Consider the following 23762-nt stretch of genomic DNA (forward strand, 5'->3'; position numbering starts at 1 on the left):
TCATATACCCTTGCCATTGGAGTAAGCAAGGGTATTTCACATGTAGAATAAAAAAAGTGAGGGAATCAAGATGTCTGTTAACAAAAAAGATGTCATCAAGCTACTAGAAAAAATAGCCACTTATCTCGAATTAAAAGGTGAAAATCCGTTTAAAATCTCTGCTTATCGTAAAGCAGCACAAGCACTGGAACGAGATGACCGTTCTCTAACGGAAATAGACGACTTTACTAAATTACAAGGAGTCGGCAAAGGAACGGCAACGGTTATGAATGAGTTTATTGACAAGGGTGAATCAGATACTTTAAAACAGTTAGAGAAAGAGGTACCGCAAGGGTTAATCCCGCTGTTAAACCTACAAGGACTTGGGGGTAAGAAATTAGCTAAGCTGTATCAAGAACTAAATATTATCAATGAACAAACATTAAGAGAAGCATGTGAAAAAGGGGAGATTCGTGGGTTAAAAGGTTTTGGTAAAAAGACAGAGGAAAAAATTTTAGAAGCATTAAATAGCGCTGGAGCTCGGCCGGAACGTTTACCAGTATCAATAGTAGTAGCCATTGTTGAGAAGATTGAAGCGTTTCTTTATACGATTGAAGAGATTAAGCAGTTTTCTATTGCTGGTAGTATGCGACGTTTTCGGGAGACGGTCAAAGATCTGGATTTTATCATTGCAACTGATGAACCGGAAATTGTACGTGAAAAGTTATTACGTTTTGAAGACCTCATTGACACAATTGCCGCTGGAGATACGAAGGTTTCGATTGTTGTGGAAGGGCGTTTCGATATAAGTGTAGATTTCCGCTTAGTTACAGAAAAAGAGTTCCCGACAACACTACATCATTTTACTGGTTCGAAAGACCATAACGTCTTGATGAGACAGCTGGCAAAAGCACAAGGTAAAAAAATTAGTGAATATGGTGTAGAGGATGTAGATACAGGTGAAGTTGAAACATTTGATACGGAAGCAGCATTTTATGAAAGTTTTGGACTTCACTACATCCCTCCAGAGATCCGTGAAGGAAAAGATGAAATAGAACTAGCGAAAGCAGAGATAGACTTAGTGGATGAAGCAGCGATTCGCGGAGATCTGCATATGCACACCACGTGGAGTGATGGTGCACAATCTTTAGAAGAGATGGTGATCCGTGCAAAAGAAAAAGGCTATGAATTTATTGCCATCACTGATCATTCCAAATATCTTCGTGTTGCAAATGGCTTAAACGAGGAGCGCTTACGATTACAGCGGAAAGAAATCGATCAAGTACAAGCAAAACATCCAGATATTCATATTTTTGCTGGTATTGAAATGGATATTTTACCTGATGGACGCTTGGATTTTGATGATGACTTTCTACAAAAACTTGATTTTGTGATCGCGTCGATCCACTCTAGTTTTCAGCAATCACAAGAAAAGATTCATGAACGTTTACTAAATGCGTTAGAGAATCCGAATGTCGATATGATTGCTCATCCTACAGGAAGACTTCTAGGCAGAAGAGACGGATATCCAGTTGATGTAGAATGGTTGATCGAAAAAGCAAAAGAAACCAACACCATATTAGAATTAAATGCGAACCCAAATCGTCTTGATTTAGCAGCTAAGTGGGTGGAGCTTGCCCAACAACAAGGTGTTCCTATTGCGATCAATACGGATGCCCACAGCTATGCTATGTTAGAAGACATGACAACAGGGGTAGGAACGGCCAGAAGAGGTAAACTAAAAAAACAAACCGTCGTAAATACATGGACGAAAGAACAATTAATCGAATTTTTAACGAAATAAACAATAAGGAGGTCCGTTTATGAACGAAAGAATTCTTCATGTTTTAGAATTTCATAAAATTATCGATCAACTAGCTGAAAAAGCTGCTTCGTCTCTAGGTATCGAAAAAATACGTAACTTGAAGCCATCAACGGATCTCGATCAAGTTGTGAATTGGCAAGAGGAAACAGATGAAGCCTATCATGTCATTCGCTTAAAAGGCAATGTCCCACTCGGTGGCATTTCCGATATCAAACCTAGTGTACAAAGAGCTGTTATTGGAGGGATATTGACTACCCATGAATGTCTGGATGTCGCTAGTACCATTTATGGTGGTAAACAGTTAAAGCTTTTTATTGATAAATTAGAAGATATCGAAATACCAATTATTCAGAGCTTAGCAGATGAAATTGTCCCCTTAAATGAACTAGAACGAGAAATCAAAAGCTGTATTGATGATCATGGACATATGATGGATGGAGCAAGTGATAAATTACGGGGATTACGATCTAAAATTCGTACTAATGAAAATAAGGTGAGAGATCGTTTAGATAATGTTACAAAAACGAAAGCAAAAATGCTGTCAGATGCCATTATTACAATTCGTAATGATCGTTATGTGCTGCCAGTAAAACAAGAGTATCGCTCTGCTGTTGGCGGTATTGTTCATGATCAATCTGCATCAGGGCAGACATTGTTTATGGAGCCACAATCAGTTGTGGAATTAAATAATCAACTACAAGCAGCACGAGTCGAAGAAAAAAGAGAAATGGAACGAATTTTAAAAGATTTGTCACAAAGAATTGCTGCTGATGAAGGATTCTTAATACAAAATGTTGAAGCACTTGCTAAGATTGATTTTATTTTTGCGAGAGCAAAATTAAGTCATCAAATGAAAGCGAGCAGGCCAGCTATGAATGATCGTGGGGTCATCAAGATGAAACAGGCGCGCCATCCGCTGATTCCCGCAGAAGAAGTCGTAGCAAATGATGTGGAATTAGGTGTAGACTTCACGGCAATTGTCATAACAGGTCCCAATACGGGTGGTAAGACCGTTACCTTAAAAATGGTAGGACTCTGTACCTTAATGGCCCAATCGGGATTACAGATTCCCGCACTAGACGGTTGTGAGTTAGCCGTGTTTTCGGATGTATTCGCAGACATAGGTGATGAACAGTCGATTGAGCAAAGCTTAAGTACTTTTTCCTCGCATATGACGAACATTGTAGACATCTTGAATACTTTCGACGAAAAATCATTGCTATTATTTGATGAGCTTGGTGCTGGTACAGACCCGCAAGAAGGGGCAGCATTAGCCATGTCTATTCTTGATCATGTCATGAGCAAACAAGCTCGGGTTATCGCAACTACCCACTATCCGGAATTGAAAGCATATGGATACAACCGCGAAGGCGTGACAAATGCATCTGTTGAATTTGATATTCAAACATTAAAGCCAACTTATCGCCTGCTAATTGGTGTGCCAGGACGGAGTAATGCCTTTGAAATTTCCAAGCGTCTAGGCCTAAATGAAGCCATTATTGAAGATGCTAGAGGACATATCGGAACGGATTCGAAAAGTGTGGAAAATATGATCGCTTCTCTAGAGGATTCGCGTCGAAAGGCGGAAACCGATTATGACGATGCACAAGCTATTTTAGAAGGAGCAGAACAGTTAAAACGTGATCTGGAAAAACAATGGCAACAGTTCGAAAAAGAGCGAGAAGCATTATATAAGAAAGCAGAAGAAAAGGCAGAAAAAGCAGTCGCTAAAGCACGAGAAGAAGCTGAAACCATTGTATCTGAGCTGCGCAATATGCAGACAGAGGCAGAATTAAAAGAGCATGAATGGATCGAAGCGAAGAAATTATTAAACGAAGCAAGGCCTGAGTTAACGAAAAAACAGGAAAAACATGCACCGTCCATTGATGAAGACAAAGCAAAAACGTTGAAGCCTGGTGATGAAGTACGATTATTAACACTGGATCAAAAAGGAACCATTATAGAACAGACAGGTAAAAATGAATTCCAGGTCCAAATTGGTATCATGAAGATGAAGGCAAAACGAAAAGATCTTTTATTTATTAGAAGAGAAGAGCCGAAAATGGAAAAACCATTAGCAACAGTCAGAGGTTCTGCATACCATGTCAAACCAGAGTTAGACTTGCGTGGGGAACGGTTTGAAGATGCTGTACAACAACTAGAGAAATATATTGACGATGCCTTGCTTGCAGGTTATAACAAAGTATCGATCATCCATGGGAAAGGAACTGGAGCACTAAGAAAAGGAGTTAAAAACTTTGCCCGGAACCATTCTAAAGTTGCCAGTGCGCGAGATGGTGATATGGGTGAAGGTGGTCTTGGTGTCACAGTAATGGAATTAAAATAGAAGGAGGCCATGACATGTCTGATTTTTGGGAAAATATCTTTGTCGAAACCGCAGCCCGTTATAGTGTAGCAGTGTTATGTTTAGTTTTATTTCTTGTTATATTTGAATTAGTCACTTCTTATAAAAATTGGGAAGAAATTAAACGGGGTAACTTCAGTGTTGCGATGGCAACAGGTGGGAAAATTTTTGGGATTGCTAATGTTATCCGCTATTCCATACAACATAATGATACGATTTTAGAAAGTATTGCATGGGGTGGATATGGGTTTCTGTTACTGTTGTTTGGATACTTTATTTTTGAATTTTTAACACCCACCTATAAAATCGATCAGGAAATTGCCAACGATAATCGAGCTGTAGGCTTTATATCGCTAGTGATTTCCGTTGGATTATCTTATGTTATTGGGTCAAGCATTCAGTAAAGGAGTGGCGTCGTGAAAACATTAGCCTATGTTTTACTTGTTATAGCAGTCATCTTTTTAGCTGTAGGAATCTATTATGTCATGACTGTATAGCATTATTTTGGCAACATATAATAACGATAAGCAAAGTATTAGGCTGATTATTTTGTCAATGTTATACTTGTAAAGAAATCGGAATAATGAAGGAGGAATTTCATAATGGCAATTGTAGCAGCTAGCGATAGCACTTTTAGTAATGAAACTAGTGAGGGATTAGTATTAGCTGATTTTTGGGCTACTTGGTGTGGACCATGTAAAATGATTGCACCAGTTCTAGAAGAAATAGATGGTGAAATGAGTGATCAAGTTAAAATCGTAAAACTTGATGTAGATGAAAACCAAGAAACAGCTGGAAAATACGGTGTAATGAGTATTCCAACACTTCTTCTTTTCAAAGATGGAGAAGTAGTTGACCAAGTAGTTGGTTATCAACCAAAAGAAGCACTTGTAGAACTCATCAACAAACATGCTTAATAAAACAAGATTATCCCTTATTATAGAGTACCTATAATAAGGGATTCTTTACGTCAAGCGTCTTTTTTTGTACTATAATAATATTTAAACCGAAAAACAAAGACTAGAGAGAATCAACTTGAAATACAGGGGGTGAAATGGTGAACGACCATATTAAGGAGAAATTAGCAGTGTTGCCAGCGCAACCTGGTTGTTATTTAATGAAGGATAAGCATGGAACGATTATTTATGTTGGCAAGTCAAAGATCCTTCGTAACCGGATCCGTTCTTATTTTATTGGGGCTAATGATCAAAAAACACAGCGTCTTGTCCGTGAGATAAGAGACTTTGAGTATATTGTCACGAGTTCAGAGATTGAAGCATTGATTTTGGAAATGAACTTAATTAAAAAATACGATCCAAAATACAATGTACTATTGAAAGATGACAAATCCTATCCTTTTTTAAAAATTACCAATGAACGACATCCGCGTTTAATTATTACGAGAAAAGTCAAAAAGGATAAGGGGAAATATTTCGGACCGTATCCTAACGTGTTGGCAGCAAAGGAAACGAAAAAATTGTTAGATCGTTTATATCCATTGCGCAAATGCAATAATCAAAAAGGACGTCATTGTCTCTACTATCATATGGGGCAATGCTTAGCATGTTCTGACCATCCGCCTTCTCAAGAAGAATATCGAACCATTACCCAAGAAGTCACGAGTTTTTTAAATGGTGGACATAGAAAAATAAAAGCGGAATTAAAAGAAAAAATGCTAGTAGCTTCTGAGGATCTAAATTTCGAGAGAGCTAAAGAATTTCGTGATTTGATCCAGCATATTGAGTCAGTCATGGAACAACAAAAAATGACGATGAAGGATCAGGTCGACAGAGACGTCTTTAACTTCAGCTATGATAAGGGCTGGATGTGTGTACAAGTATTCTTTATCCGTCAAGGTAAATTAATTGAACGTGATGTATCATTATTTCCGTTTTATGATGAAGCAGAGGAAACCTTCCTAAGTTTTATCGGCAGTTTTTACATGCATCACCATCATCCAAAACCAAAGCAAATTCTCGTACCGATTCCAACGGATGTCAATCTGCTAAAGCAATTATTAGATGTAGATGTGCATATTCCTATGAGAGGTCGAAAGAAGGAATTGGTAGAATTAGCGAAGAAAAATGCAGAAATTGCTTTACAGGAAAAATTCAGCTTAATTGAACGAGATGAAGAACGTACTATACGTGCTGTCGAAACATTAGGTGAAAAACTCCATATTGAGACACCACATCGGATTGAATCCTTTGATAACTCGAATATTCAAGGGACAGATCCGGTATCAGCGATGGTCGTTTTTATTGATGGTAAACCCGCAAAAAAAGAATATCGAAAATATAAAATTAAACAAGTGGATGGTCCTGATGACTATGAAACTATGCGTGAGGTTATCCGCAGGCGATATACGAGAGTACTAAAAGAAGGAGCACCACTGCCTGATTTAATTCTTGTCGATGGTGCTAAAGGCCAGATGTCAGCTGCTATAGACGTATTGGAGAATGAATTAGGTCTAGATATTCCACTATGTGGCTTAGCAAAAGATGATAAACACCGGACAAGTGAATTATTGTATGGAGATCCCCCAGAAGTAGTCGAATTAGATCGGCGTTCACAGGAATTTTATTTTATTCAACGGATACAAGATGAAGTACACCGATTTGCAATCACCTTCCACCGTCAGCTCAGAGGAAAAAGTGCTTTCCATTCTAAATTGGATGAAATTGATGGTGTAGGAGCCCAACGGAAGAAATTATTACTTACTCATTTTAAATCAATTAAGGATATCGAACAGGCATCTGTTGACTCGATTGTAAAACTGGGAATACCAAAACCTGTTGCAGAGAATATTTTAGAACATCTTCAGGAAGATGAATAAAACCCCGTTCCTAAAATCAAATGTCGGCATTGGCCACGTCCTGTGGCCAATGCCGACTAATAGGAATAAGGGGCATTAATTATGTAGGACGTGAAAAATAACATGGTCTTTATTGACTTCAGGCACACACTCACAGTTTTTGTCCGTTAAATGGAACATTGTTTCTGCTAAAAACCCCGCTTCCAGTTGAAAATCAATTTCTTTTAAAGTTTGCAGTCGTGCTTTAACCAAGCTACCACCCAATTCATATATAAAACCACGCCGCTTTTCGTGAGCTAAAGCTAACTCTCCCCAGCCAACATGTTGAAAAAATTCCTGTATTTCTTCTGTTGTTGCACATTCCGCTTGTCTGGCCAAATTTTTACCCATGACATATAAAATAAGATCGGATTCCTGTCCCAACATATCAGGTAGTCCGACATAGCGAAGTAAATCATAGCCACTGCTTGTTGTTTGAAGGTTGGCAAGTACTGTAGCGATGTTTGTCTTTTTATTTGTCACTTCATTGTCCCCTCTCTTACCTCAATCAAAACCTAACGCTTTACAACTATTATCACCTTTTTTACTGTTTTCTGCAATCGTTCAAAAGTAACTTTCTCTGTTTTTCCATTTATAATCGACAAATATTTGAAGAAAAAGAATTCGTTTTCTTGACGCTTTTTCCTGATAGAAGTACAATAGTTGTGGTACCAATATACGAAATTCTTTGGATGGGATGTCTCGTCAGAGGTAGGAAATGAAAGATAGAATCCGTACAACGAGATGTAAAGCGCTTTAAAATTTTAGCGCAAAAAAAGAGTCGTATGTTGAATTTATGATGAACTAGAGGGGGGTACACAAAAGGTGGAGAATAGGGAATTTTTTTATCGCAGGTTACATTCACTATTAGGGGTTGTGCCAATCGGGATCTTTTTAATTCAGCACTTGGTTGTCAACCATTTTGCAGTTTATGGTCCTGAGAGCTTTAATAAAGCGGCACACTTTATGCATGATTTACCATTCCGTATAGTGCTTGAAATCTTTATTATTTTTCTTCCTATAATATTCCACGCAGTATTGGGTGTGTATATCGTATTTGTTGCCAAAAACAATGTCAGCCGTTATGGTTTCTTCCGTAACTGGATGTTCTATCTGCAACGTATCACAGGTATCATTACACTCGTATTTATTGTGTGGCACGTTTGGGAGACACGAGTTCAAATTGGAATGGGTACAGAAGAGTTAGATTATAGCTTAATGGAAAACATTTTGGCTAATCCTGTCATGTTCTGGTTTTATGTACTTGGTGTAGTTTCCACTACATTCCACTTCGCAAATGGATTGTGGAGCTTTTTAGTAAGCTGGGGTATTACCGTTACACCACGTTCACAAAAAATTGCTACATATGCAACACTTTTAGTTTTCTTAGCAGTAACATATATCGGTATTCGCGCATTGTTCGCGTTTGTTTAATAAGTAGTAGGGAGTAAAGGGAGTGAGTATAAATGAGTGATCGCAATATTGTTATTGTTGGTGGTGGTCTGGCAGGTTTAATGGCCACAATTAAAGCAGCAGAAGCAGGCGTACACGTTGATTTGTTATCAATTGTACCTGTAAAAAGGTCTCACTCTGTTTGTGCACAAGGTGGAATTAACGGTGCAGTAAATACGAAAGGGGAAGGAGATTCTCCTTGGGAACACTTTGACGATACAGTTTATGGTGGTGACTTTTTAGCCAATCAACCGCCGGTAAAAGCAATGTGTGAAGCTGCACCAGGAATTATACATATGCTCGATCGTATGGGAGTTATGTTTAACCGTACGCCAGAAGGATTACTTGACTTCCGTCGTTTCGGTGGTACACAACATCACCGTACAGCATATGCCGGTGCGACAACAGGGCAGCAGTTATTGTATGCATTAGACGAACAGGTTCGTCGTTATGAAGTACAAGGACTTGTAACGAAATATGAAGGATGGGAATTCATTTCGGCTATTATTGATGATGAGGGTGTTGGACGAGGTATCATCGGCCAAAACATCAAATCTCATGAACTAAAAGCATTTAAAGCGGATGCCACTATTTTAGCGTCTGGTGGACCTGGTATTATCTTTGGGAAATCTACCAACTCTGTTATTAATACTGGCTCAGCCGCTGCAGCTCTTTACTTACAAGGTGGAATTTATGCAAATGGTGAGTTCATTCAAATTCACCCAACTGCAATCCCGGGTGATGATAAGCTTCGTCTTATGAGTGAATCTGCTCGTGGTGAAGGTGGTCGAGTATGGACTTATAAAGATGGAGAGCCATGGTATTTCTTAGAAGAGAAATATCCTGCATATGGTAACCTTGTACCACGTGATATTGCAACACGTGAAATTTTCGATGTCTGTGTCAACCAAAAATTAGGTATCAATGGTGAAAACATGGTTTACTTGGATCTATCACACAAAGATCCAAAGGAATTAGATGTAAAACTTGGTGGTATCATTGAAATTTACGAGAAGTTCGTTGGGGAAGACCCTCGTAAAGTACCGATGAAAATATTTCCAGCAGTACATTACTCCATGGGTGGTCTGTGGGTTGATTATGATCAAATGACTAATATTCCTGGTATTTTTGCTGCTGGTGAGTGTGATTACACACAACACGGTGCCAATCGTCTAGGTGCTAACTCATTACTATCATCTATTTATGGTGGTATGGTTGCCGGACCTAATGCGATTAAATATATGGATGGCCTGGAAAAAACAGTTGAAGACGTATCATCCACTTTATTTGATAACCAATTAAAAGAAGAGAAAGACCAATTTGAAGCGTTATTGAATATGCGTGGTGACGAGAATGCGTATCAGATCCACAAAGAGCTTGGGGAATGGATGACAGATAACGTAACCGTTGTACGTGACAACGAAAAACTATTAAAAACAGACGAAAAAATCCAGGAATTATTAGAACGATGGGAAAACATCAATATGGACGATACGTCACGTTGGAATAACTCGGGTGTTATGTTTACTCGTCAATTGAAAAATATGCTTCATTTAGCACGCGTTATTACGCAAGGGGCATATAACCGTAATGAAAGCCGTGGAGCTCATTACAAACCAGAATTCCCTGATCGTAATGATGAAGAATGGTTAAAGACAACGAAAGCATCTTTTGACAAACAAAATAAAGCACCGAAATTCGAATATGAAGATGTAGATGTGTCATTAATCAAGCCAAGAAAACGTGACTACAGTAAGAAAAAATAAAGGGGGTAGCGCGAAATGGCAGAGGAGAAATTAACACTAATAGTAACTCGTCAAGATAGTCCAGATTCAGCTCCCTATGAGGAGACTTTCAAGGTAAATTACCGTAAAAATATGAATATCATCTCCGCATTAATGGAAACACAAAAAAATCCAGTCAATGCAAACGGAGAGTCTGTAGCACCAGTTCAATGGGAATCAAATTGTTTAGAAGAAGTATGTGGTGCTTGTTCGATGGTAATTAATGGGGAACCACGACAAGCTTGTTCAACGCTTGTAGATAAATTGGAACAACCTATCCGTATCGCACCGATGTCGACATTCCCGGTTGTTCGTGACTTAGTCGTTGATCGTAGTCGTATGTTTGACTCCTTAAAAAAGGTAAAAGCATGGATTCCAATCGACGGAACACACGATCTTGGCCCTGGACCAAGAATGCCAGAAAAGAAACGTCAATGGGCATACGAATTATCCAAATGTATGACATGTGGTGTTTGTTTAGAAGCATGTCCAAACGTGAACAGCAAGTCCGATTTCATCGGACCTGCACCGCTGTCACAAGTACGTCTGTTCAATTCTCATCCAACTGGTGAGATGAACAAGAGTGAACGTTTAGAAGCACTAATGGAAGATGGCGGTCTAGCAGGATGCGGTAACTCACAAAACTGCGTACAAGTTTGTCCAAAAGGTATTCCTTTAACAACTTCCATCGCAGCACTAAACCGCGATACCAACATCCAATCATTCAAAAACTTCTTCGGAAGTGACAACGCACACTAATATCATTGTTCAAAACCCTTCTCCAGAGATGGAGAAGGGTTTTCTGTTGCTTTTAGGAGCTGTGAAGTTGCCAGTAAAGCCCCCGGAGTTGCCAGTAAAATCAAAAAGTTGCCAGTAAAGTCCCCGGAGTTGCCAATAAAATCAAAAAGTTGCCAGTAGCCCCCGGAGTTGCCAGTAAAACCATAAACTTGCTAGTAAAAATCCTTTAGTTAATAATAAATGGGCTACAGTTGATTGCAAAGTTCAAGTGTCAATCATAAGTTATTATGTACCAGTAGAAGGTGTGAGGGAATAAAGATAACGATCTAGATGTCGCATGTACCTTTTTAAGCTAATAACTATCCATAAAAACTTGTAGCCAATTTAGACGTTTGTAGAGCACAACTTCACTGTGGTTGACATATTATAAGATTGACTAAGTAATTACCCTCTTATTTTCAACGCCCTAAAGTTAGCAAGGAGGGGTTCACATTTGAAAGATAATGACTACAAGCCGAAGCAATTACTAACGAAAAGGGAAAGAGAAGTATTTGAGCTACTAGTACAGGATAAAACAACAAAGGAAATCGCCGAAGAGTTATTTATTTCGCAAAAAACTGTGAGGAATCATATCTCAAATGTAATGCATAATGATTGCAAGTAAAAAAACCTGGAATATTAATCAATTCCAGGTATAAAATGATTAGTAATATTTTTTGAAATATTCCTTTATTTCATCTTTATTCTCTATATTGGAAGCTTCAACATAGGCATTCAAACTTTCTATAAATTCTTCTCGAGTGATATTTGCATCCGCGATAATTGTATTTAAAATAAAATCGATTCTCATCTCGTTTGCTTTGATATACACACTTTTTTCCACAGTCTCTATATCATTATATAAATTTGAAATATAATATAGTCTTATAGTATTTCCGATTAGACTAATTGCATAGAAAATCACAAAGAATAGAAAATACGTAAGAACTGAAAAAATAAGATATAAATTGAATTTACCAACTAGCTGTATTTGTGAATATAAACTTAAATGCATAATTAAGAAAAGTAGAATTCCTATACCAGTATTGAAGGCGAGAAATTCAAAGCTGATAAGAATTTTATTAATAAAATCTTTATCTTCCCCAATTTCTTTAATTTTTTTAAGGGTATTTTTGTTAAAGACACTGATTATAATTGCTACTCCAGCTAAAATAATCCCTAGAAGCCCTAAAAGTGCTTGAACAATATAAATTGTTAAATTTTGAAACGCAATAATATAATTATTAAAGTTATCGTAAATATCAATATACATTGAAAATATCAGTAAAGATAATGTTGCTAATAGAGCAGCCTTACATTCAAACCTTTTAAAACTAATGTAATCCTTCCATTTTTTATTAGCTGCGAAACGATCTAGAATCTTTTGTTTCATAATACCTCCTAAGTAAAGTAAGTTAAAAGTGCATTAACTTTATCTTTGCATGCAAGAGCAAAATCACGTTGACTTGACGGTTTTTCAGTGAGCGTATCCTTTACAGGTCTGCTGTCTTCAGTTGTAAAAGTTCTTCCGTTTTTACTTGTTGCACTAAGATGAATGTATCCTCGTTGAATTGCAGTTTCACTTGATATAGATGAATGAACATTATCTACCCGATCTAATTCTTGATTTACCATTTTTGAGTTTAATTTAAGCCCCTGTGGAGCCTTAGAGTTAAATAAAATGCTTCTTTGAGTGATATTTCCTTCCTTTATACTTTCAAGATATTCCTCTCCGTTTTCTTGTATATTGTCTAATATTTCATCATCAGGATTTGGTGGAGTAATATCTATTTTTAAAGATTCAATGTTACCTATCTTTTTAAGTTGCTTTTTAATATCATTTAATTCTAGACCTTCCCTCCACAAAGAAACCTTAAAATAATATTCTTCATCTTCTGTAAACATACTTCTGTTAATAAGTTCCTTAAATACATCATTGAATTCCTTGAATCCAAATCGGTTAGTAGTGTGAAAACAAACTATCTCTTTAAGAATATCAAAATAGAAATCAATAACCTCTGTATGACTTGTTGGTTTATTTATCATTTCACCAGTTTCTTCATCTAAATCATTTATAAAAATTGTCATCTTCTTTACTATTTTACCTGTTATAGTGTAGTCTAAATCAGAAAATTTCAAAATAGAATAAAATTTGTAAACAGTAGTATCGTGGTATTCCTTGCCACTTTCATCAAAACCGACAGTTTCATTTCCATATAATATACCATCTTTAATATTTATGTATAGTTTTTCAAATATTTTTTGCATTTCTTTTCTGTCATTATAAACATTGAATATATGAGAATTGATATTTATTTTAGAAAAATATAGAGTTATTGACATATAAAATAATCCTCTCCTACAAAATTATTAACTATGATACAATTTTACTATAAATAGAAGAAGTTTACATTAAATATTTGGAAATATTTAATTAATTATGAAATAGTGTGGAATTAATAACTACCATGTTTCTTGCTATACCGTTCAATCTCTCTTTAACAATGTATAGATCTAAATTGAAAGCCTCAGCCATTTCGTTTACAATATATTCGCTTTTTAAATCAAATAATTTTAGCATATGGAACGGAATAGCTGCATAAAGTGTAAATCGTTTTGCATCCCATTCTTGGAGATCACGAAATGCTTTAGGCATGATTAGTTGCGATCCACAGTGTCTTAGAATATGACAGAGCTCATGAAAGAATTGTTCGTGTTGTTCCTCGGTTGTTAACCTAGAATCAATACTGATGATTTTACTTCTACCATATGTAAAAGAATAAGAACGTTTCTCCCTAAATCCTAGCTGAATTTCAAATGATCTAGCAATCTTGTGAATATCCATTTGTGAAGGGGTAGTAATTCCTTTCTTTAAATAATGATTAGCTATCCATTTTTCTAGATCGAATGGCTTATATGTGTAGGACATTTTAATCACCTCCGTTACATTATACGAACAAACGTTCTTTTTATCAAGACAAAAAAGAAACAGCAAAATTTACTGTTTCAAAAGATTTTGGATTATATGTATTTTTTCTTCTTAGCTTCTTTTGTTCTCCATGGATCAAGATTCGATTTTACCCAATGAATGCTATTAGTTGTAATTCCTCTGTCACCAGCTTCAACCATTGCAGGGTTTGTAAAAGTAGATGATGTTATAAATCTAGCTAGCATACATTGTTTATTTTTCTTTGCCGAATCCAATTCTCTAATTGGTTTTACATCAATTTGATTACCTGAATTAATATAATGTTTTATTTGTACAGCTTCATCTGCTTGATCTTCTTTAGAATATATAATTAAATCTACTCCTCCGTCAGCACCTTCACCAGTTCTTCTTGGTTTGCAACCTTTTGCTTTAAAATAAAGGTAGCATACTTCTTCAAACTCCCGCCATGATATTTGTTCAATAGGCAATGTAAGGATTTCTTTTTCTGATCTAAATAAATTATGTGGAATGTCTTTTTTATGTATGGTTTTCTTGCCTTTACTATTGGACTTGTTAATTGGAGTTTTCTTTTTCTTTGTTTGTTTTTTTATAGGGATTTGTCTTATTATTAATCCTCCAATTACTGCAGCTACTATTGGAACTGCAAAAACATATATGTAACTCGGAATTACAGAAGTTAACGTATCCCATAGCAGAAAGTAACCAATTAATATAATAGAACAACTTATAAGTCCATAAATTGTGTCTCTATCACTTTTTTTCAAACTTTAATCACCTCTCTCCTGTTGCGCTTTCCACTTCACATAATCGATATGACGTTTGATGTCGTCAATTTCTTCTTGTGTTAAGCCTTCCATATCAAAAAAGAATAAACTTTCTTCATTCTCCTCTTTTTTATGTTTTTTTCCATCTACAAGATAGCTAATAGAAACATCAAAATACTCACTAATTTTAGTTAATAATTCAAACGAAGGTTCTCTCTCATTTCTTTCATACATTCCTACTGCACTTTTACTAATATTCAAATGCTGAGCTAAATCTTTTTGATATAAGTTTTTAGACTGTCTCAATTTTTTCAATCGGTCACCGAATTTTTCCATTTTATCACCTTCTTAATTAAAGAATAACACAAAATGTGTGCTTTTTTATTTAATCGCACGAAAAGTGTTTACAAAACACGAATTGTAGTTTATTATTAAAAATATAGAACACATTACGTGGACAGGAGGTATCTTATGAACAAAGCATTAATTGCAAAGCGTTTAATTGATTTAAGGGGAAATCTTACTCGTGATGAAGTAGCAAAGGATCTTCGAATAAGTATTAGTGCGCTTCAGATGTACGAAAATGGACAACGTGTACCAAAAGATGAAATTAAAATTAGAATTTCTAATTATTATGAAGTTTCAGTTCAAACAATTTTTTTTGAAAATCAAGAACACGAAATGTGCTCTTGAATTGATGTGAGTGAAGTACATTTCTAGTCAGTAGTAGTATAGCTAATTTACTACATTTTTAAATTTCTACCAATAACAAAAATATGGTTAGTCCACATATTACTGCTGCATATGTTAAGAACAGGGGTGATGCAAATGGCAAAGCAAACAACCAAGAGAAAAGTCACTTATAAGATCAGAAAGGTTACTTATGGCGATATGCCAAGAGAGGAAGCATTTGAAAAAGCTTTAAAGCCGTATTTTACACCAGAAGTTATTCCAGATAATCCACGTGAAAAGGTGATGAATGCTTAATGCTAGAATTTCAAAAATATTTATATACTGTAGTTGCCGAAGTTGATGAATGGACGATAGAGAAAACTTTTGAATCAGATGTGACCTTACCGAAAAATGAAGTTGCGAGAAGAGGTTTTGATTTATTCGGTCTAAACGCAAAGCTAATCGGCTATAAAATGAAAACAATTTAACTAAAGCGGTGAAATATATGAAATTAGAAAACTGTCAGAAAAAACAACATTTAATAAATTTAGTGAAAGATTTAAAGAAGCAAGGAGTCAAAATCGATTTTGCAGTGAAGTTTATCGAAAAGTAGGTGAGAGGGTTGAATGATAAAGAAATAAAAAAAGTAGCAAGTGCGGACACACTTACTACAAGGTAAATTAGTCACTATTACTTTATCATTCTTCTCCTATTTTTAAAAGTCTTTTTACTAGTTTTTTACAAAGAAAGGGGAAAAACATGAGTTTAGCAATTGCACCATTGAATGTAACAAGTCTATCAACACTCTTTCCATCAGCAGAAAAACCATTCAAAGTCATTAAGCTGATTGGTTATTCCTATATAAATAAAAAACAAGAATATAGCGTTGCAAAACGTCCCTTTATGAAGAAATGGCAAGATTTGAATGTGCCAGGTTTAGATGAACATGAAACAACTCAATGGCTTAATCAAAAAGGATGGACAGGCTTAGTTATTCCAGATGGATATGATGTGATTGATATAGACGATCCACAGGAAGGACAAGCTATCTTCGAAGCACTTAATGCAGCTGATTTTCAATTTCATGCGATTAAAACTGTTAGAGGTTATCAGTTCTTTTTTAAGTCTACAGGTAAAGTGAGAGGTCAAGATGCAAAGGTACTAATGGCAGGTGGCTTTGTAGGTGATTATCGCCTTTCTGGTAGGGGACAAGTTGTTTTACCTAGTGAAAATACAGAAGGTCGTGAGTGGGTACATATTGCCAGTGGTGAGTTAGACGAAATGCCAATCTTTTTTGAAAGATTAAAAAAGTTAAGTAATGAAAACGATCGTCCATTCTATTTTCCAGTTAATGAAGGTTCACGTAATAACACACTTTATAGTCATTGCTGCCGATTGATTGAATTTGGGTATTCGCAAAAAGATGTATTATACATTGTTAGTTTTTTAAATCGATACTTCTTTATTCCATCTATCGATCAATCAGAATTTACAGATACATTACGCAGCGCATTTCAATTTGAACCATCCGGAACGAACTATCAAACTAATGGAGCAGCACCTCCAAAAGACTATCCATTACAGGCTGTAACTAATGAGAATAAGCCACGATTTAATCTAACGGAGATGGGGAATGCTGAACGGTTGGTTTATCGGAATGGTGAAGATTTAAAATATTGTGTTGAGTTTGAAGAATGGTTGATCTGGAATGGATCTACATGGATTGAAGATCGAAAGAGAAGGATAGAACGTATTGCTATTAAGACATTTCGTGAAATGTATGGAGAAATTCAAGACTTAACAGATACGGATGAACGGAAAAACCTATGGAAATGGGCGCAAAGCAGTGAGCGCAGTTCTGTTTTTCTTAATAGTATCGCTAGAGCACAAGCAATGTTGCCAGTATCACAGGAAGAATTGAACAAAGACAAATTTAAATTAAATTGTGCTAATGGTGTTGTGGATCTAAAAACGGGGCAACTACTTAATCATGAGCGAGATATGTTAATAACGAAAAATACACACATTACTTATGATCAGAACGCTGAATGTCCGAACTGGTTAGCTTTTTTACAAAGCATTTTCAAAAAGGAAAATGACGAGATCAAATTTGAATTGATTGACTTTATTCAAAAATCAATAGGATATGCCTTAACTGGAGACACAAGCGAACAAGTAGCCTTTTTCTTGTGGGGAACAGGTCGAAATGGCAAAAGTACGCTAATTAACATTGTAAAGGACTTACTTGGAGATTACAGCAAGCAAACAAATGCCGATACGTTTACTACTCGTATTAATGAGGGGGGCATTAATAACGATATAGCTAGGCTGCATGGCTCACGTTTTGTATCCGCAGTAGAAAGTGAGGATGGTCAAAAGTTATCGGAAGCCCTAATTAAGCAATTAACTGGTGGTGAACCGATCACAGCACGTTTTCTAAGAAAAGAGTTTTTTGAGTTTATGCCTGAATTCAAGATTTTCTTTACAACCAACCACAAGCCAATTGTAAAAGGTGATGATGAAGGGATTTGGAGAAGAATTAGGCTGATACCTTTTGATCGTACTATTCCTAAAGAAGAAGTGGACAAGGATTTACCAGAGAAATTACATGATGAACTTCCAGGCATTTTAAAATGGGCTGTTGATGGCTGTTTGAAATGGCAACAGGAAGGGTTAGGAGAACCAGAAGAAGTTAAGAACGCAACAGACGAATATAAAGAGGAAATGGATCTCTTAGCTAGTTTTTTAAATGAATGTTGTGTAATTAATTCAGAAGCTAAAGTCCAGGCTAATGAATTGCACAAAGAGTATTTAACTTGGGCTGAATCAGTAGGGGAGTATCCCATGAAAAAGCGTTCGTTTAATAATCGTTTAGTCATGAAAGGTTTTCAGAAACGTAAGTCTACAGGTAATAAATTGTATTTTTTTGGTGTTGGTTTACGTTCTGATTTTGATGAAGATATCATCTAAAGTTACTTAGTTACCTAAAGTTATCTATTTTACGATAACCACCAATAGAAAAATCTATTAGAGAGTAACAACAAATTAAGTAACTATTGGTAACTAAGTAACTCAAAAGTAACTAGAGGAGGTAAATATATGTTAAATACCCTCTTAGATGAACTATATGTAAATAATATACAAATAATACTACATGACAATAAAAAATTAAAACTAATATATAACAAAAATAATAACATAGAAAAATTAAAACAAAAAATAAAACATAATAAATTAAAAATAATCACTAGATTACAAGAGAACAAAAAAGCATATGACATTGGTTTCAATATCTATGGTCATGGCGATCTTTATGAGTTTCGCTATGGCTATGGCTCTTATTTATATATAGAAAGGCATGAGAATGAATTGGTTAGCGTCTATAGGCTTAATTACTTTAAAGGGGGTGTAAAACCCTACAAGGCTAAAATTATCCGCGAAAACTGTTCTTTTGAACGAGGTTTTAATGATGCAGCTGGATTTATCCAATGGCTAAAGAAAAGACGAAAAATAGGTTAGGAGTGATTCAAGATGTTTCTTGGTAGAGTGCGAGCAAAAGGAAAAACGTATTTATATTTGAAAAAGTATTGTATAAGAGAAAACTATGAAGCAAATGCAACGATTATTTACGCATTTGGAAGAATAGATAATGCTTTAAGCAAGATGTATGAATGGAAAAATGACTTTTCTAGCTTTCCATTAGAATTAAAACAACAAGGTTGCACCAAAAAAGATTTATTAAATTGGATTGACACGTTAGAATCTGGCATACATAAAAGGTCAGGGAGATCATTTATTCATCAACAAAATATCTATGAATTCACAAAGTGATTTCCATTCAATTCAAATGAAACCGTGCTGTTTATTAATATAAATATATATATTAATTTTTGCACGCCTTTTTGAATGAGTCACCAAGATAATGCACCTTATATTTTTGTTAAATGAAATAAAAATCGCTTCTGAGTTTGGAGCGATTTTTTTGTTTTGAAAAATATTTTTAGAAAAAGTTTTATCATACATATGTTTGGTTTTATCATATGTAATGCTTAAAAATCGTGATAACTTTGAATGTAGTTAAAGCAATTTAATCTCATTGCTTTAGGAAGGTGAACGCATGAATAACGAAGAATCCCAAGATGACCAAATAATAGATTCTATGTCTAGTGATCCACAAGTAGTAGTTCCAGTAGATACACGTGAAATGACGTTGTTTGAAACAGATTCAGGTGTTATTCATATCATTCATGAAATCACACTAGGCGAATTAATAACGTCGACATTAATTATTTTGCTACTGATATTTATGTTAATTAGTCACGTTATCAGGAGGTTTTAAAGGTGTTTGAGGTCGTAGACTATTCCGTTTTAGAAATAGTATTGGTTTACATAGCTTTTTTATCAGCTTGCCTTTTGATCTTCCCGATTGTTCGTCTAGTATTAACAGCATTTGAAAGGGGATCTGGTCTATGGAGGTAGGCGGTTTAATGGCGCAAGCCTTCAAGGTTTTACTAGGAAACCCGGACATAATGGCTGTTATTATAAGTTGGGCTGTCTTTGTTGCTCTCCTTTTCACAGCCGTTAGTATATATAAATTTATTAAAGGTTAAAGGAGGTAACAAACTAATGCAAGGTGTTTGGGATTGGTCGTTTTTTTGGGACGCTTTCGAGTTTTTTATGAAAACAGTAGCGCCGTTCCTTATGTTAATTGTGGCGGTGGTGGCAGTTGGTTTATTGCTGTTAGTAGTTATTAGAGCCGTCAGAAACGGAAGGGATTCATAATGTTTTATAGCATTACCTTTTGGACTAATGAGAGCATGTCAGAGTTTTGGGGATACGTTAAGATGTTGCTCGAAACTATTCAACCAGGCATTATGCTAACCGTTGCAATTGTTTTAGCCGGTGCATTGGTCGGGGTTGTCGTAAGGTCTTTCAAAAAGACCGAAGATGACGAAAACAACGATCGAGATTATGAAATAAGGCGCTATTAATCGTTAATAATCGGGGTTTACCCGGTATTATATAATTTTAAATTTTAATAAGGGAGGAATTTTATAATGAGTATCGATTGGTCAGGTCTTTCATTACCGTTTGATGTAGGTGATTTAATTGCAAGTGGTAACGGACTATTGGGAATGATCGGGGGCTTTGTATTAGTTGCACTAGCTTTCATCTTTGTTCCAAAAGTTATTACACTTATTCGTCAGTCATTTTCAGCAGCAAGAGGTAAATAATCCTTTAATTCTATTTTAAGAAAGTGAGGTAATACAACATGGAAGAAGGAACTACAGGCATTGATTGGTCGGGTCTTTCCTTACCGTTTGATGTAGGAGATTTAATCACAAGTGGTAACGGACTATTAGGAATGATCGGGGGCTTTGTGTTAGTTGCACTAGCTTTCATATTCGTTCCGAAAGTTATTACACTTATTCGTCAATCATTTTCAGCAGCAAGAGGTAAATAGTTTTAAGAGTGGATGGCAAAAAGCCGGGTAGATAGTTTTAAATGCTATCCTCCCGGCTTTTTGCTTTGGAAGGAGGTTTAATGTAATGGGAATTGATTGGTCAGGTCTTTCGTTACCTTTTGATGTGGGGGAACTAATAACAAGTGGTAGCGGTCTTTTGGGGTTTGTAGGTGCTTTTGTGTTGGTTGGTTTAGCATTTGTTTTTATTCCCCTAGTTATTGAAATGATTTTCGTTAGTATTAGGACATTTCAAGATAACAAAATAAATAAGGATAGCCCTAGACATAAAAGAAGATATTCAGAGGCTATATATACAAATGTGTTTGAAGATAGAATTTATTCAGCAAAAAAGAGGTTTCGGAGGTAATAGATCATGAAAAAGATTTTACCTTTGTTTCTATTAATATTTATAGCTTTACCAGTTAATGTTTTTGCTGCCGGAATAACTAGCAGCGAATACAACAGCAGCGAGGATATTTATTATGTGTACCTGGACTTATCCGGGGTTTCCTCATTCAATATTACACACAATGATACCGGAGCAAGTTTTGATTATGACGTTGTTCCAGGCGGTGACTATACAACGCTAACTTGCAACGGTTCATATACTTATACGTTTTACGATTCATCCGAAAATGTGGTGGCAACGGAAAGCGTAGGGGCTTCATTAATCCAAAATGAGAATGCGGATTGTGAAGGTGACGAGGACGACGGTAGCAACAATGATGGAAGTGGCAGTAATTGTGGGTGCATATTCAATACACCAGGATGGCAAGAATACCTGGATAAAATAGACGACGTTATAGGAGCGATTCCCCCGGCTCCCAATTGGGGAAATGTAGCCGATACGTTTAGGGATTCGATTGTGCCGAGTTTAATAGGCGGTATAGAGAACATGCTAGGAAGCCCGCCCGGACAAATGTCTGCTCCTGGTTATCCGTCAGACATGGACGACGGTAATTTACAAGAGCCAACCGGACAAGAAAACTCAGGGCTTGAAGGTTTCGACGATAGCGATATTAAAGACCAAGCGCCGGACGTAGATTTCAGAGAAGACGATAGTGGAGGGTTTGATATTGACAATCCTATAGACGCTATGCCGGAGCAAGAAGTATTTGAGCCGGAAGAACCCGACAACCCAAGACCAGGAGAACCGGAAGAGCCGGAGAACCCAACACCAACACCTGAGGAACCGGAAAACCCGATACCAGGAGAACCGGAAGAACCCGAAAACCCAGCACCAACACCAAGCGAACCGGACAACCCGGCTCCTGTACCGGAAGAAGGAGGCAACCCAACACCGATACCGGAGGAAGGGGAAAACGAAGCCCCAACACCAGGAGAAACAGAAGGAAACTTCCCAATGCCTGGAGATAGTGATGGGGGTTATCCAATGCCGGGAGGAAATAACGGGGACTTTCCTATGCCGTAAAAGAAAGGAGCGAACCTATGAGAAAAATAATGTTTATGCTTGCGGTGGCATTAACACTATCACTTATTCCATTAAGCAACGTATTTGCAAGCACCTATGACTATCATGATGGCTTGCTAGACGATAGCGAAAACATTGCAGACACCGACCTTCCAAAAGGCGGGTATGATAACGACCTAAACACCGGAACAGGTACAACATACGGCGGTAAATGGTTTATTGAATTTGTCAACCCGGTTGATATTATTGCTTATTATATCGAAGGTACTGGTGGTAATGGTGCGTGGCGGTTTTACTTTCATGACGGAACAGAAATAGTTTTGAATGATTATGCAAAGTATGGTTATTTTGAATTTGATCAAGTCTTTAGTGGGGTTGAACGAATAGAGATTGAACACGATGGTAGCTCTTATAACCTGATTAAAGAAGTTGATTTCTTTTCTGCTCCTACGGACGATTTAACACCACCAGGAGAGGTTAGTAATTTAACAATAAATGAAGGATACAACAGCTTAGATTTAAGTTGGTCAAACCCTAATGATGATGATTTTTCCGGTGTTAATATTTATCAAGATGATGTGTTGATCAAGGAAGGATTAAAAGATAATCAATCCTATAAATTAAATGATTTAGGAGATAACACAACCTATCAATTTAAAATTACTACTGTAGACATATTCGGGAATGAATCAGAAGGAAAAACAATAGAAGGAACAACGCTAGAAATTGTGGATAGTGACGGCGACGGCATACCCGATCATGAAGACGAATACCCGGACGACCCGGAAAACACACCACCACCGGAAAACGCCGAAGAAGTGCCGGAAGTAGAAAACTTAGAAATTGAAGCAACACCGGAAAGGGTAGACTTGTCCTGGAACAACCCACCAAAATATTTTGGAAAAGCGACGATCTACCGGAAAACGACCGGAACCGTTACAAGTTTCAATATAAATGATCTGAATCCTTTTGCAGCACAAACGGTTTATGCTGCCGAAGATTACGAACCGTTATTTGAGACAAATGGAACAACCTTTGCCGATCTTAGCGTAAACGAAAACGATCAATACGAGTATAAAGTGACTAACACCTATGAAGGCATAGAAAGTAGTGGGGTAACGGTGCAAACAACTATCCCGGAACCTCCACTTGTTGACACTTCCGATATGACGCTGCCTTTTGGTGTAGAGGGATTAATAGAAAGTGGTAACGGCTTATTACTATTGATCGGGGGCTTTGTGTTATTGGCATTAGCTTTTATCTTTGTACCGAAAGTAATAGCAGCTATAAGGCAATCCTTTTCCGGTAGTAATGGAGCAGCACAAACAGCAGCACCAGGAACCAGGTTAACCGAAAGACAACAAAAGATAGTGACCGGTCAGAAACAACGAGAACCGAGAGCGCCACGTATACCGAGGGAACCGAGACAAGGGAGGACATAACT

30 protein-coding genes are annotated in these 23762 nt (G+C 36.6%); 24 read left to right on the plus strand and 6 right to left on the minus strand.

Translation table 11 applies throughout. The annotated features are described in order from the left end of the window. Positions 1-70 precede the first annotated feature (70 nt). The 5 genes from polX to uvrC all read left to right on the plus strand — a co-directional run bounded on the left by polX (position 71) and on the right by uvrC (position 7005). Entirely contained in the window at positions 71-1783 is a 1713-nt protein-coding gene (gene polX / locus J5J03_RS20815; protein WP_208592301.1) for a DNA polymerase/3'-5' exonuclease PolX, read from the plus strand. A gap of 19 nt (positions 1784-1802) precedes the next feature. After that, positions 1803-4151, plus strand: coding sequence for an endonuclease MutS2 (locus J5J03_RS20820; RefSeq protein WP_208592302.1), 2349 nt, complete (start codon positions 1803-1805; stop codon positions 4149-4151). A 14-nt stretch (positions 4152-4165) separates the two neighbouring features. Then, complete coding sequence (locus J5J03_RS20825) at positions 4166-4573, plus strand: DUF350 domain-containing protein (RefSeq protein WP_208592303.1); 408 nt, start codon at positions 4166-4168, stop codon at positions 4571-4573. A gap of 198 nt (positions 4574-4771) precedes the next feature. After that, the gene (gene trxA / locus J5J03_RS20830) at positions 4772-5086 is read left to right on the plus strand and encodes a thioredoxin (protein ID WP_018931318.1); all 315 of its coding nucleotides are present in this window, start codon (positions 4772-4774) and stop codon (positions 5084-5086) included. A gap of 137 nt (positions 5087-5223) precedes the next feature. Beyond that, the gene (gene uvrC, locus J5J03_RS20835; protein ID WP_231710865.1) at positions 5224-7005 is read left to right on the plus strand and encodes an excinuclease ABC subunit UvrC; all 1782 of its coding nucleotides are present in this window, start codon (positions 5224-5226) and stop codon (positions 7003-7005) included. A 75-nt stretch (positions 7006-7080) separates the two neighbouring features. Here the strand turns inward: uvrC and J5J03_RS20840 are convergent, their stop codons facing one another. Next, complete coding sequence (locus J5J03_RS20840; RefSeq protein ID WP_208592305.1) at positions 7081-7506, minus strand: DUF2507 domain-containing protein; 426 nt, start codon at positions 7504-7506, stop codon at positions 7081-7083. Between the two features lie 342 nt (positions 7507-7848). Between J5J03_RS20840 and J5J03_RS20845 the strand changes: the two genes are divergently transcribed. The 4 genes from J5J03_RS20845 to J5J03_RS20860 all read left to right on the plus strand — a co-directional run bounded on the left by J5J03_RS20845 (position 7849) and on the right by J5J03_RS20860 (position 11661). After that, the gene (locus J5J03_RS20845; protein ID WP_208592306.1) at positions 7849-8457 is read left to right on the plus strand and encodes a succinate dehydrogenase cytochrome b558 subunit; all 609 of its coding nucleotides are present in this window, start codon (positions 7849-7851) and stop codon (positions 8455-8457) included. 32 nt (positions 8458-8489) lie between these two features. Further along, positions 8490-10241 carry a succinate dehydrogenase flavoprotein subunit gene (gene sdhA, locus J5J03_RS20850; RefSeq protein ID WP_208592307.1) on the plus strand — a complete coding sequence of 584 codons (1752 nt, stop codon included), beginning with the start codon at positions 8490-8492 and terminating at the stop codon, positions 10239-10241. 15 nt (positions 10242-10256) lie between these two features. Next, positions 10257-11018: a succinate dehydrogenase iron-sulfur subunit gene (sdhB, locus tag J5J03_RS20855; protein WP_208592308.1), complete on the plus strand. Its 762-nt coding sequence runs from the start codon at positions 10257-10259 to the stop codon at positions 11016-11018. 472 nt (positions 11019-11490) lie between these two features. Beyond that, positions 11491-11661, plus strand: a complete 171-nt coding sequence (locus tag J5J03_RS20860; RefSeq protein ID WP_208592309.1) for a helix-turn-helix domain-containing protein — start codon at positions 11491-11493, stop codon at positions 11659-11661. A gap of 39 nt (positions 11662-11700) precedes the next feature. Here the strand turns inward: J5J03_RS20860 and J5J03_RS20865 are convergent, their stop codons facing one another. The 5 genes from J5J03_RS20865 to J5J03_RS20885 form a co-directional block, all read right to left on the minus strand. Then, on the minus strand, positions 11701-12429 hold the full coding sequence (locus J5J03_RS20865; protein ID WP_208592310.1) for a hypothetical protein: 729 nt from the start codon (positions 12427-12429) through the stop codon (positions 11701-11703). An 8-nt stretch (positions 12430-12437) separates the two neighbouring features. After that, on the minus strand, positions 12438-13379 hold the full coding sequence (locus J5J03_RS20870) for a DUF4747 family protein (protein ID WP_208592311.1): 942 nt from the start codon (positions 13377-13379) through the stop codon (positions 12438-12440). A gap of 91 nt (positions 13380-13470) precedes the next feature. Continuing rightward, the gene (locus J5J03_RS20875; protein WP_208592312.1) at positions 13471-13965 is read right to left on the minus strand and encodes an ImmA/IrrE family metallo-endopeptidase; all 495 of its coding nucleotides are present in this window, start codon (positions 13963-13965) and stop codon (positions 13471-13473) included. Positions 13966-14057: 92 nt separating this feature from the next. Next, complete coding sequence (locus J5J03_RS20880) at positions 14058-14750, minus strand: restriction endonuclease (RefSeq protein ID WP_208592313.1); 693 nt, start codon at positions 14748-14750, stop codon at positions 14058-14060. Positions 14751-14753: 3 nt separating this feature from the next. Further along, positions 14754-15086, minus strand: coding sequence for a helix-turn-helix domain-containing protein (locus J5J03_RS20885; RefSeq protein ID WP_208592314.1), 333 nt, complete (start codon positions 15084-15086; stop codon positions 14754-14756). Positions 15087-15221: 135 nt separating this feature from the next. Here J5J03_RS20885 and J5J03_RS20890 point away from each other — a divergent pair, with 135 nt between their 5' ends. The 15 genes from J5J03_RS20890 to J5J03_RS20960 all read left to right on the plus strand — a co-directional run bounded on the left by J5J03_RS20890 (position 15222) and on the right by J5J03_RS20960 (position 23760). Next, positions 15222-15443 (plus strand): helix-turn-helix transcriptional regulator, encoded by a 222-nt coding sequence (locus J5J03_RS20890; RefSeq protein ID WP_208592315.1) that lies wholly within the window; start codon positions 15222-15224, stop codon positions 15441-15443. Positions 15444-15578: 135 nt separating this feature from the next. Next, positions 15579-15737: a hypothetical protein gene (locus J5J03_RS20895; protein WP_208592316.1), complete on the plus strand. Its 159-nt coding sequence runs from the start codon at positions 15579-15581 to the stop codon at positions 15735-15737. Then, positions 15737-15910 carry a hypothetical protein gene (locus tag J5J03_RS20900; RefSeq protein WP_208592317.1) on the plus strand — a complete coding sequence of 58 codons (174 nt, stop codon included), beginning with the start codon at positions 15737-15739 and terminating at the stop codon, positions 15908-15910. Before J5J03_RS20895 ends, J5J03_RS20900 begins: the two co-directional genes overlap by 1 nt. A 271-nt stretch (positions 15911-16181) precedes the next feature. Continuing rightward, positions 16182-18392 carry a phage/plasmid primase, P4 family gene (locus tag J5J03_RS20905; RefSeq protein ID WP_208592318.1) on the plus strand — a complete coding sequence of 737 codons (2211 nt, stop codon included), beginning with the start codon at positions 16182-16184 and terminating at the stop codon, positions 18390-18392. 129 nt (positions 18393-18521) lie between these two features. Further along, on the plus strand, positions 18522-18941 hold the full coding sequence (locus J5J03_RS20910) for a hypothetical protein (RefSeq protein ID WP_208592319.1): 420 nt from the start codon (positions 18522-18524) through the stop codon (positions 18939-18941). Between the two features lie 12 nt (positions 18942-18953). Continuing rightward, complete coding sequence (locus tag J5J03_RS20915) at positions 18954-19253, plus strand: hypothetical protein (protein WP_208592320.1); 300 nt, start codon at positions 18954-18956, stop codon at positions 19251-19253. Positions 19254-19539: 286 nt separating this feature from the next. Beyond that, positions 19540-19761, plus strand: a complete 222-nt coding sequence (locus J5J03_RS20920) for a hypothetical protein (RefSeq protein WP_208592321.1) — start codon at positions 19540-19542, stop codon at positions 19759-19761. 2 nt (positions 19762-19763) lie between these two features. Next, complete coding sequence (locus J5J03_RS20925) at positions 19764-19901, plus strand: hypothetical protein (RefSeq protein WP_208592322.1); 138 nt, start codon at positions 19764-19766, stop codon at positions 19899-19901. A 147-nt stretch (positions 19902-20048) separates the two neighbouring features. Continuing rightward, positions 20049-20204: a PTS ascorbate transporter subunit IIC gene (locus J5J03_RS20930; RefSeq protein ID WP_208592323.1), complete on the plus strand. Its 156-nt coding sequence runs from the start codon at positions 20049-20051 to the stop codon at positions 20202-20204. Beyond that, positions 20204-20413, plus strand: coding sequence for a hypothetical protein (locus J5J03_RS20935; RefSeq protein WP_208592324.1), 210 nt, complete (start codon positions 20204-20206; stop codon positions 20411-20413). The genes J5J03_RS20930 and J5J03_RS20935 overlap by 1 nt, the downstream gene beginning before the upstream one ends. 66 nt (positions 20414-20479) lie before the next feature. Beyond that, the gene (locus tag J5J03_RS20940) at positions 20480-20656 is read left to right on the plus strand and encodes a hypothetical protein (protein WP_208592325.1); all 177 of its coding nucleotides are present in this window, start codon (positions 20480-20482) and stop codon (positions 20654-20656) included. Between the two features lie 38 nt (positions 20657-20694). Next, on the plus strand, positions 20695-20886 hold the full coding sequence (locus J5J03_RS20945; RefSeq protein ID WP_208592326.1) for a hypothetical protein: 192 nt from the start codon (positions 20695-20697) through the stop codon (positions 20884-20886). An 85-nt stretch (positions 20887-20971) separates the two neighbouring features. After that, positions 20972-21253, plus strand: coding sequence for a hypothetical protein (locus tag J5J03_RS20950; RefSeq protein ID WP_208592447.1), 282 nt, complete (start codon positions 20972-20974; stop codon positions 21251-21253). A gap of 117 nt (positions 21254-21370) precedes the next feature. Next, the gene (locus tag J5J03_RS20955) at positions 21371-22318 is read left to right on the plus strand and encodes a hypothetical protein (RefSeq protein WP_208592327.1); all 948 of its coding nucleotides are present in this window, start codon (positions 21371-21373) and stop codon (positions 22316-22318) included. A gap of 17 nt (positions 22319-22335) precedes the next feature. Then, entirely contained in the window at positions 22336-23760 is a 1425-nt protein-coding gene (locus J5J03_RS20960; protein ID WP_208592450.1) for a fibronectin type III domain-containing protein, read from the plus strand. Positions 23761-23762 lie beyond the last annotated feature (2 nt).

Origin of the sequence: Gracilibacillus suaedae (genome assembly GCF_017599345.1) — a bacterium.
Classification (GTDB): Bacteria; Bacillota; Bacilli; order Bacillales; family Amphibacillaceae; genus Gracilibacillus; species Gracilibacillus suaedae.

Excerpts from the sequence above, each read along its gene's own strand:
- polX (WP_208592301.1), top strand. The coding sequence starts at position 71 with ATGTCTGTTAACAAAAAAGATGTCATCAAGCTACTAGAAAAAATAGCC.
- J5J03_RS20820 (WP_208592302.1), top strand. The coding sequence starts at position 1,803 with ATGAACGAAAGAATTCTTCATGTTTTAGAATTTCATAAAATTATCGAT.
- J5J03_RS20825 (WP_208592303.1), top strand. The coding sequence starts at position 4,166 with ATGTCTGATTTTTGGGAAAATATCTTTGTCGAAACCGCAGCCCGTTAT.
- trxA (WP_018931318.1), top strand. The coding sequence starts at position 4,772 with ATGGCAATTGTAGCAGCTAGCGATAGCACTTTTAGTAATGAAACTAGT.
- uvrC (WP_231710865.1), top strand. The coding sequence starts at position 5,224 with ATGGTGAACGACCATATTAAGGAGAAATTAGCAGTGTTGCCAGCGCAA.
- sdhA (WP_208592307.1), top strand. The coding sequence starts at position 8,490 with ATGAGTGATCGCAATATTGTTATTGTTGGTGGTGGTCTGGCAGGTTTA.
- sdhB (WP_208592308.1), top strand. The coding sequence starts at position 10,257 with ATGGCAGAGGAGAAATTAACACTAATAGTAACTCGTCAAGATAGTCCA.
- J5J03_RS20865 (WP_208592310.1), bottom strand. The coding sequence starts at position 12,429 with ATGAAACAAAAGATTCTAGATCGTTTCGCAGCTAATAAAAAATGGAAG.
- J5J03_RS20870 (WP_208592311.1), bottom strand. The coding sequence starts at position 13,379 with ATGTCAATAACTCTATATTTTTCTAAAATAAATATCAATTCTCATATA.
- J5J03_RS20875 (WP_208592312.1), bottom strand. The coding sequence starts at position 13,965 with ATGTCCTACACATATAAGCCATTCGATCTAGAAAAATGGATAGCTAAT.
- J5J03_RS20885 (WP_208592314.1), bottom strand. The coding sequence starts at position 15,086 with ATGGAAAAATTCGGTGACCGATTGAAAAAATTGAGACAGTCTAAAAAC.
- J5J03_RS20890 (WP_208592315.1), top strand. The coding sequence starts at position 15,222 with ATGAACAAAGCATTAATTGCAAAGCGTTTAATTGATTTAAGGGGAAAT.
- J5J03_RS20895 (WP_208592316.1), top strand. The coding sequence starts at position 15,579 with ATGGCAAAGCAAACAACCAAGAGAAAAGTCACTTATAAGATCAGAAAG.
- J5J03_RS20900 (WP_208592317.1), top strand. The coding sequence starts at position 15,737 with ATGCTAGAATTTCAAAAATATTTATATACTGTAGTTGCCGAAGTTGAT.
- J5J03_RS20905 (WP_208592318.1), top strand. The coding sequence starts at position 16,182 with ATGAGTTTAGCAATTGCACCATTGAATGTAACAAGTCTATCAACACTC.
- J5J03_RS20910 (WP_208592319.1), top strand. The coding sequence starts at position 18,522 with ATGTTAAATACCCTCTTAGATGAACTATATGTAAATAATATACAAATA.
- J5J03_RS20915 (WP_208592320.1), top strand. The coding sequence starts at position 18,954 with ATGTTTCTTGGTAGAGTGCGAGCAAAAGGAAAAACGTATTTATATTTG.
- J5J03_RS20920 (WP_208592321.1), top strand. The coding sequence starts at position 19,540 with ATGAATAACGAAGAATCCCAAGATGACCAAATAATAGATTCTATGTCT.
- J5J03_RS20930 (WP_208592323.1), top strand. The coding sequence starts at position 20,049 with ATGCAAGGTGTTTGGGATTGGTCGTTTTTTTGGGACGCTTTCGAGTTT.
- J5J03_RS20935 (WP_208592324.1), top strand. The coding sequence starts at position 20,204 with ATGTTTTATAGCATTACCTTTTGGACTAATGAGAGCATGTCAGAGTTT.
- J5J03_RS20940 (WP_208592325.1), top strand. The coding sequence starts at position 20,480 with ATGAGTATCGATTGGTCAGGTCTTTCATTACCGTTTGATGTAGGTGAT.
- J5J03_RS20945 (WP_208592326.1), top strand. The coding sequence starts at position 20,695 with ATGGAAGAAGGAACTACAGGCATTGATTGGTCGGGTCTTTCCTTACCG.
- J5J03_RS20950 (WP_208592447.1), top strand. The coding sequence starts at position 20,972 with ATGGGAATTGATTGGTCAGGTCTTTCGTTACCTTTTGATGTGGGGGAA.
- J5J03_RS20960 (WP_208592450.1), top strand. The coding sequence starts at position 22,336 with ATGAGAAAAATAATGTTTATGCTTGCGGTGGCATTAACACTATCACTT.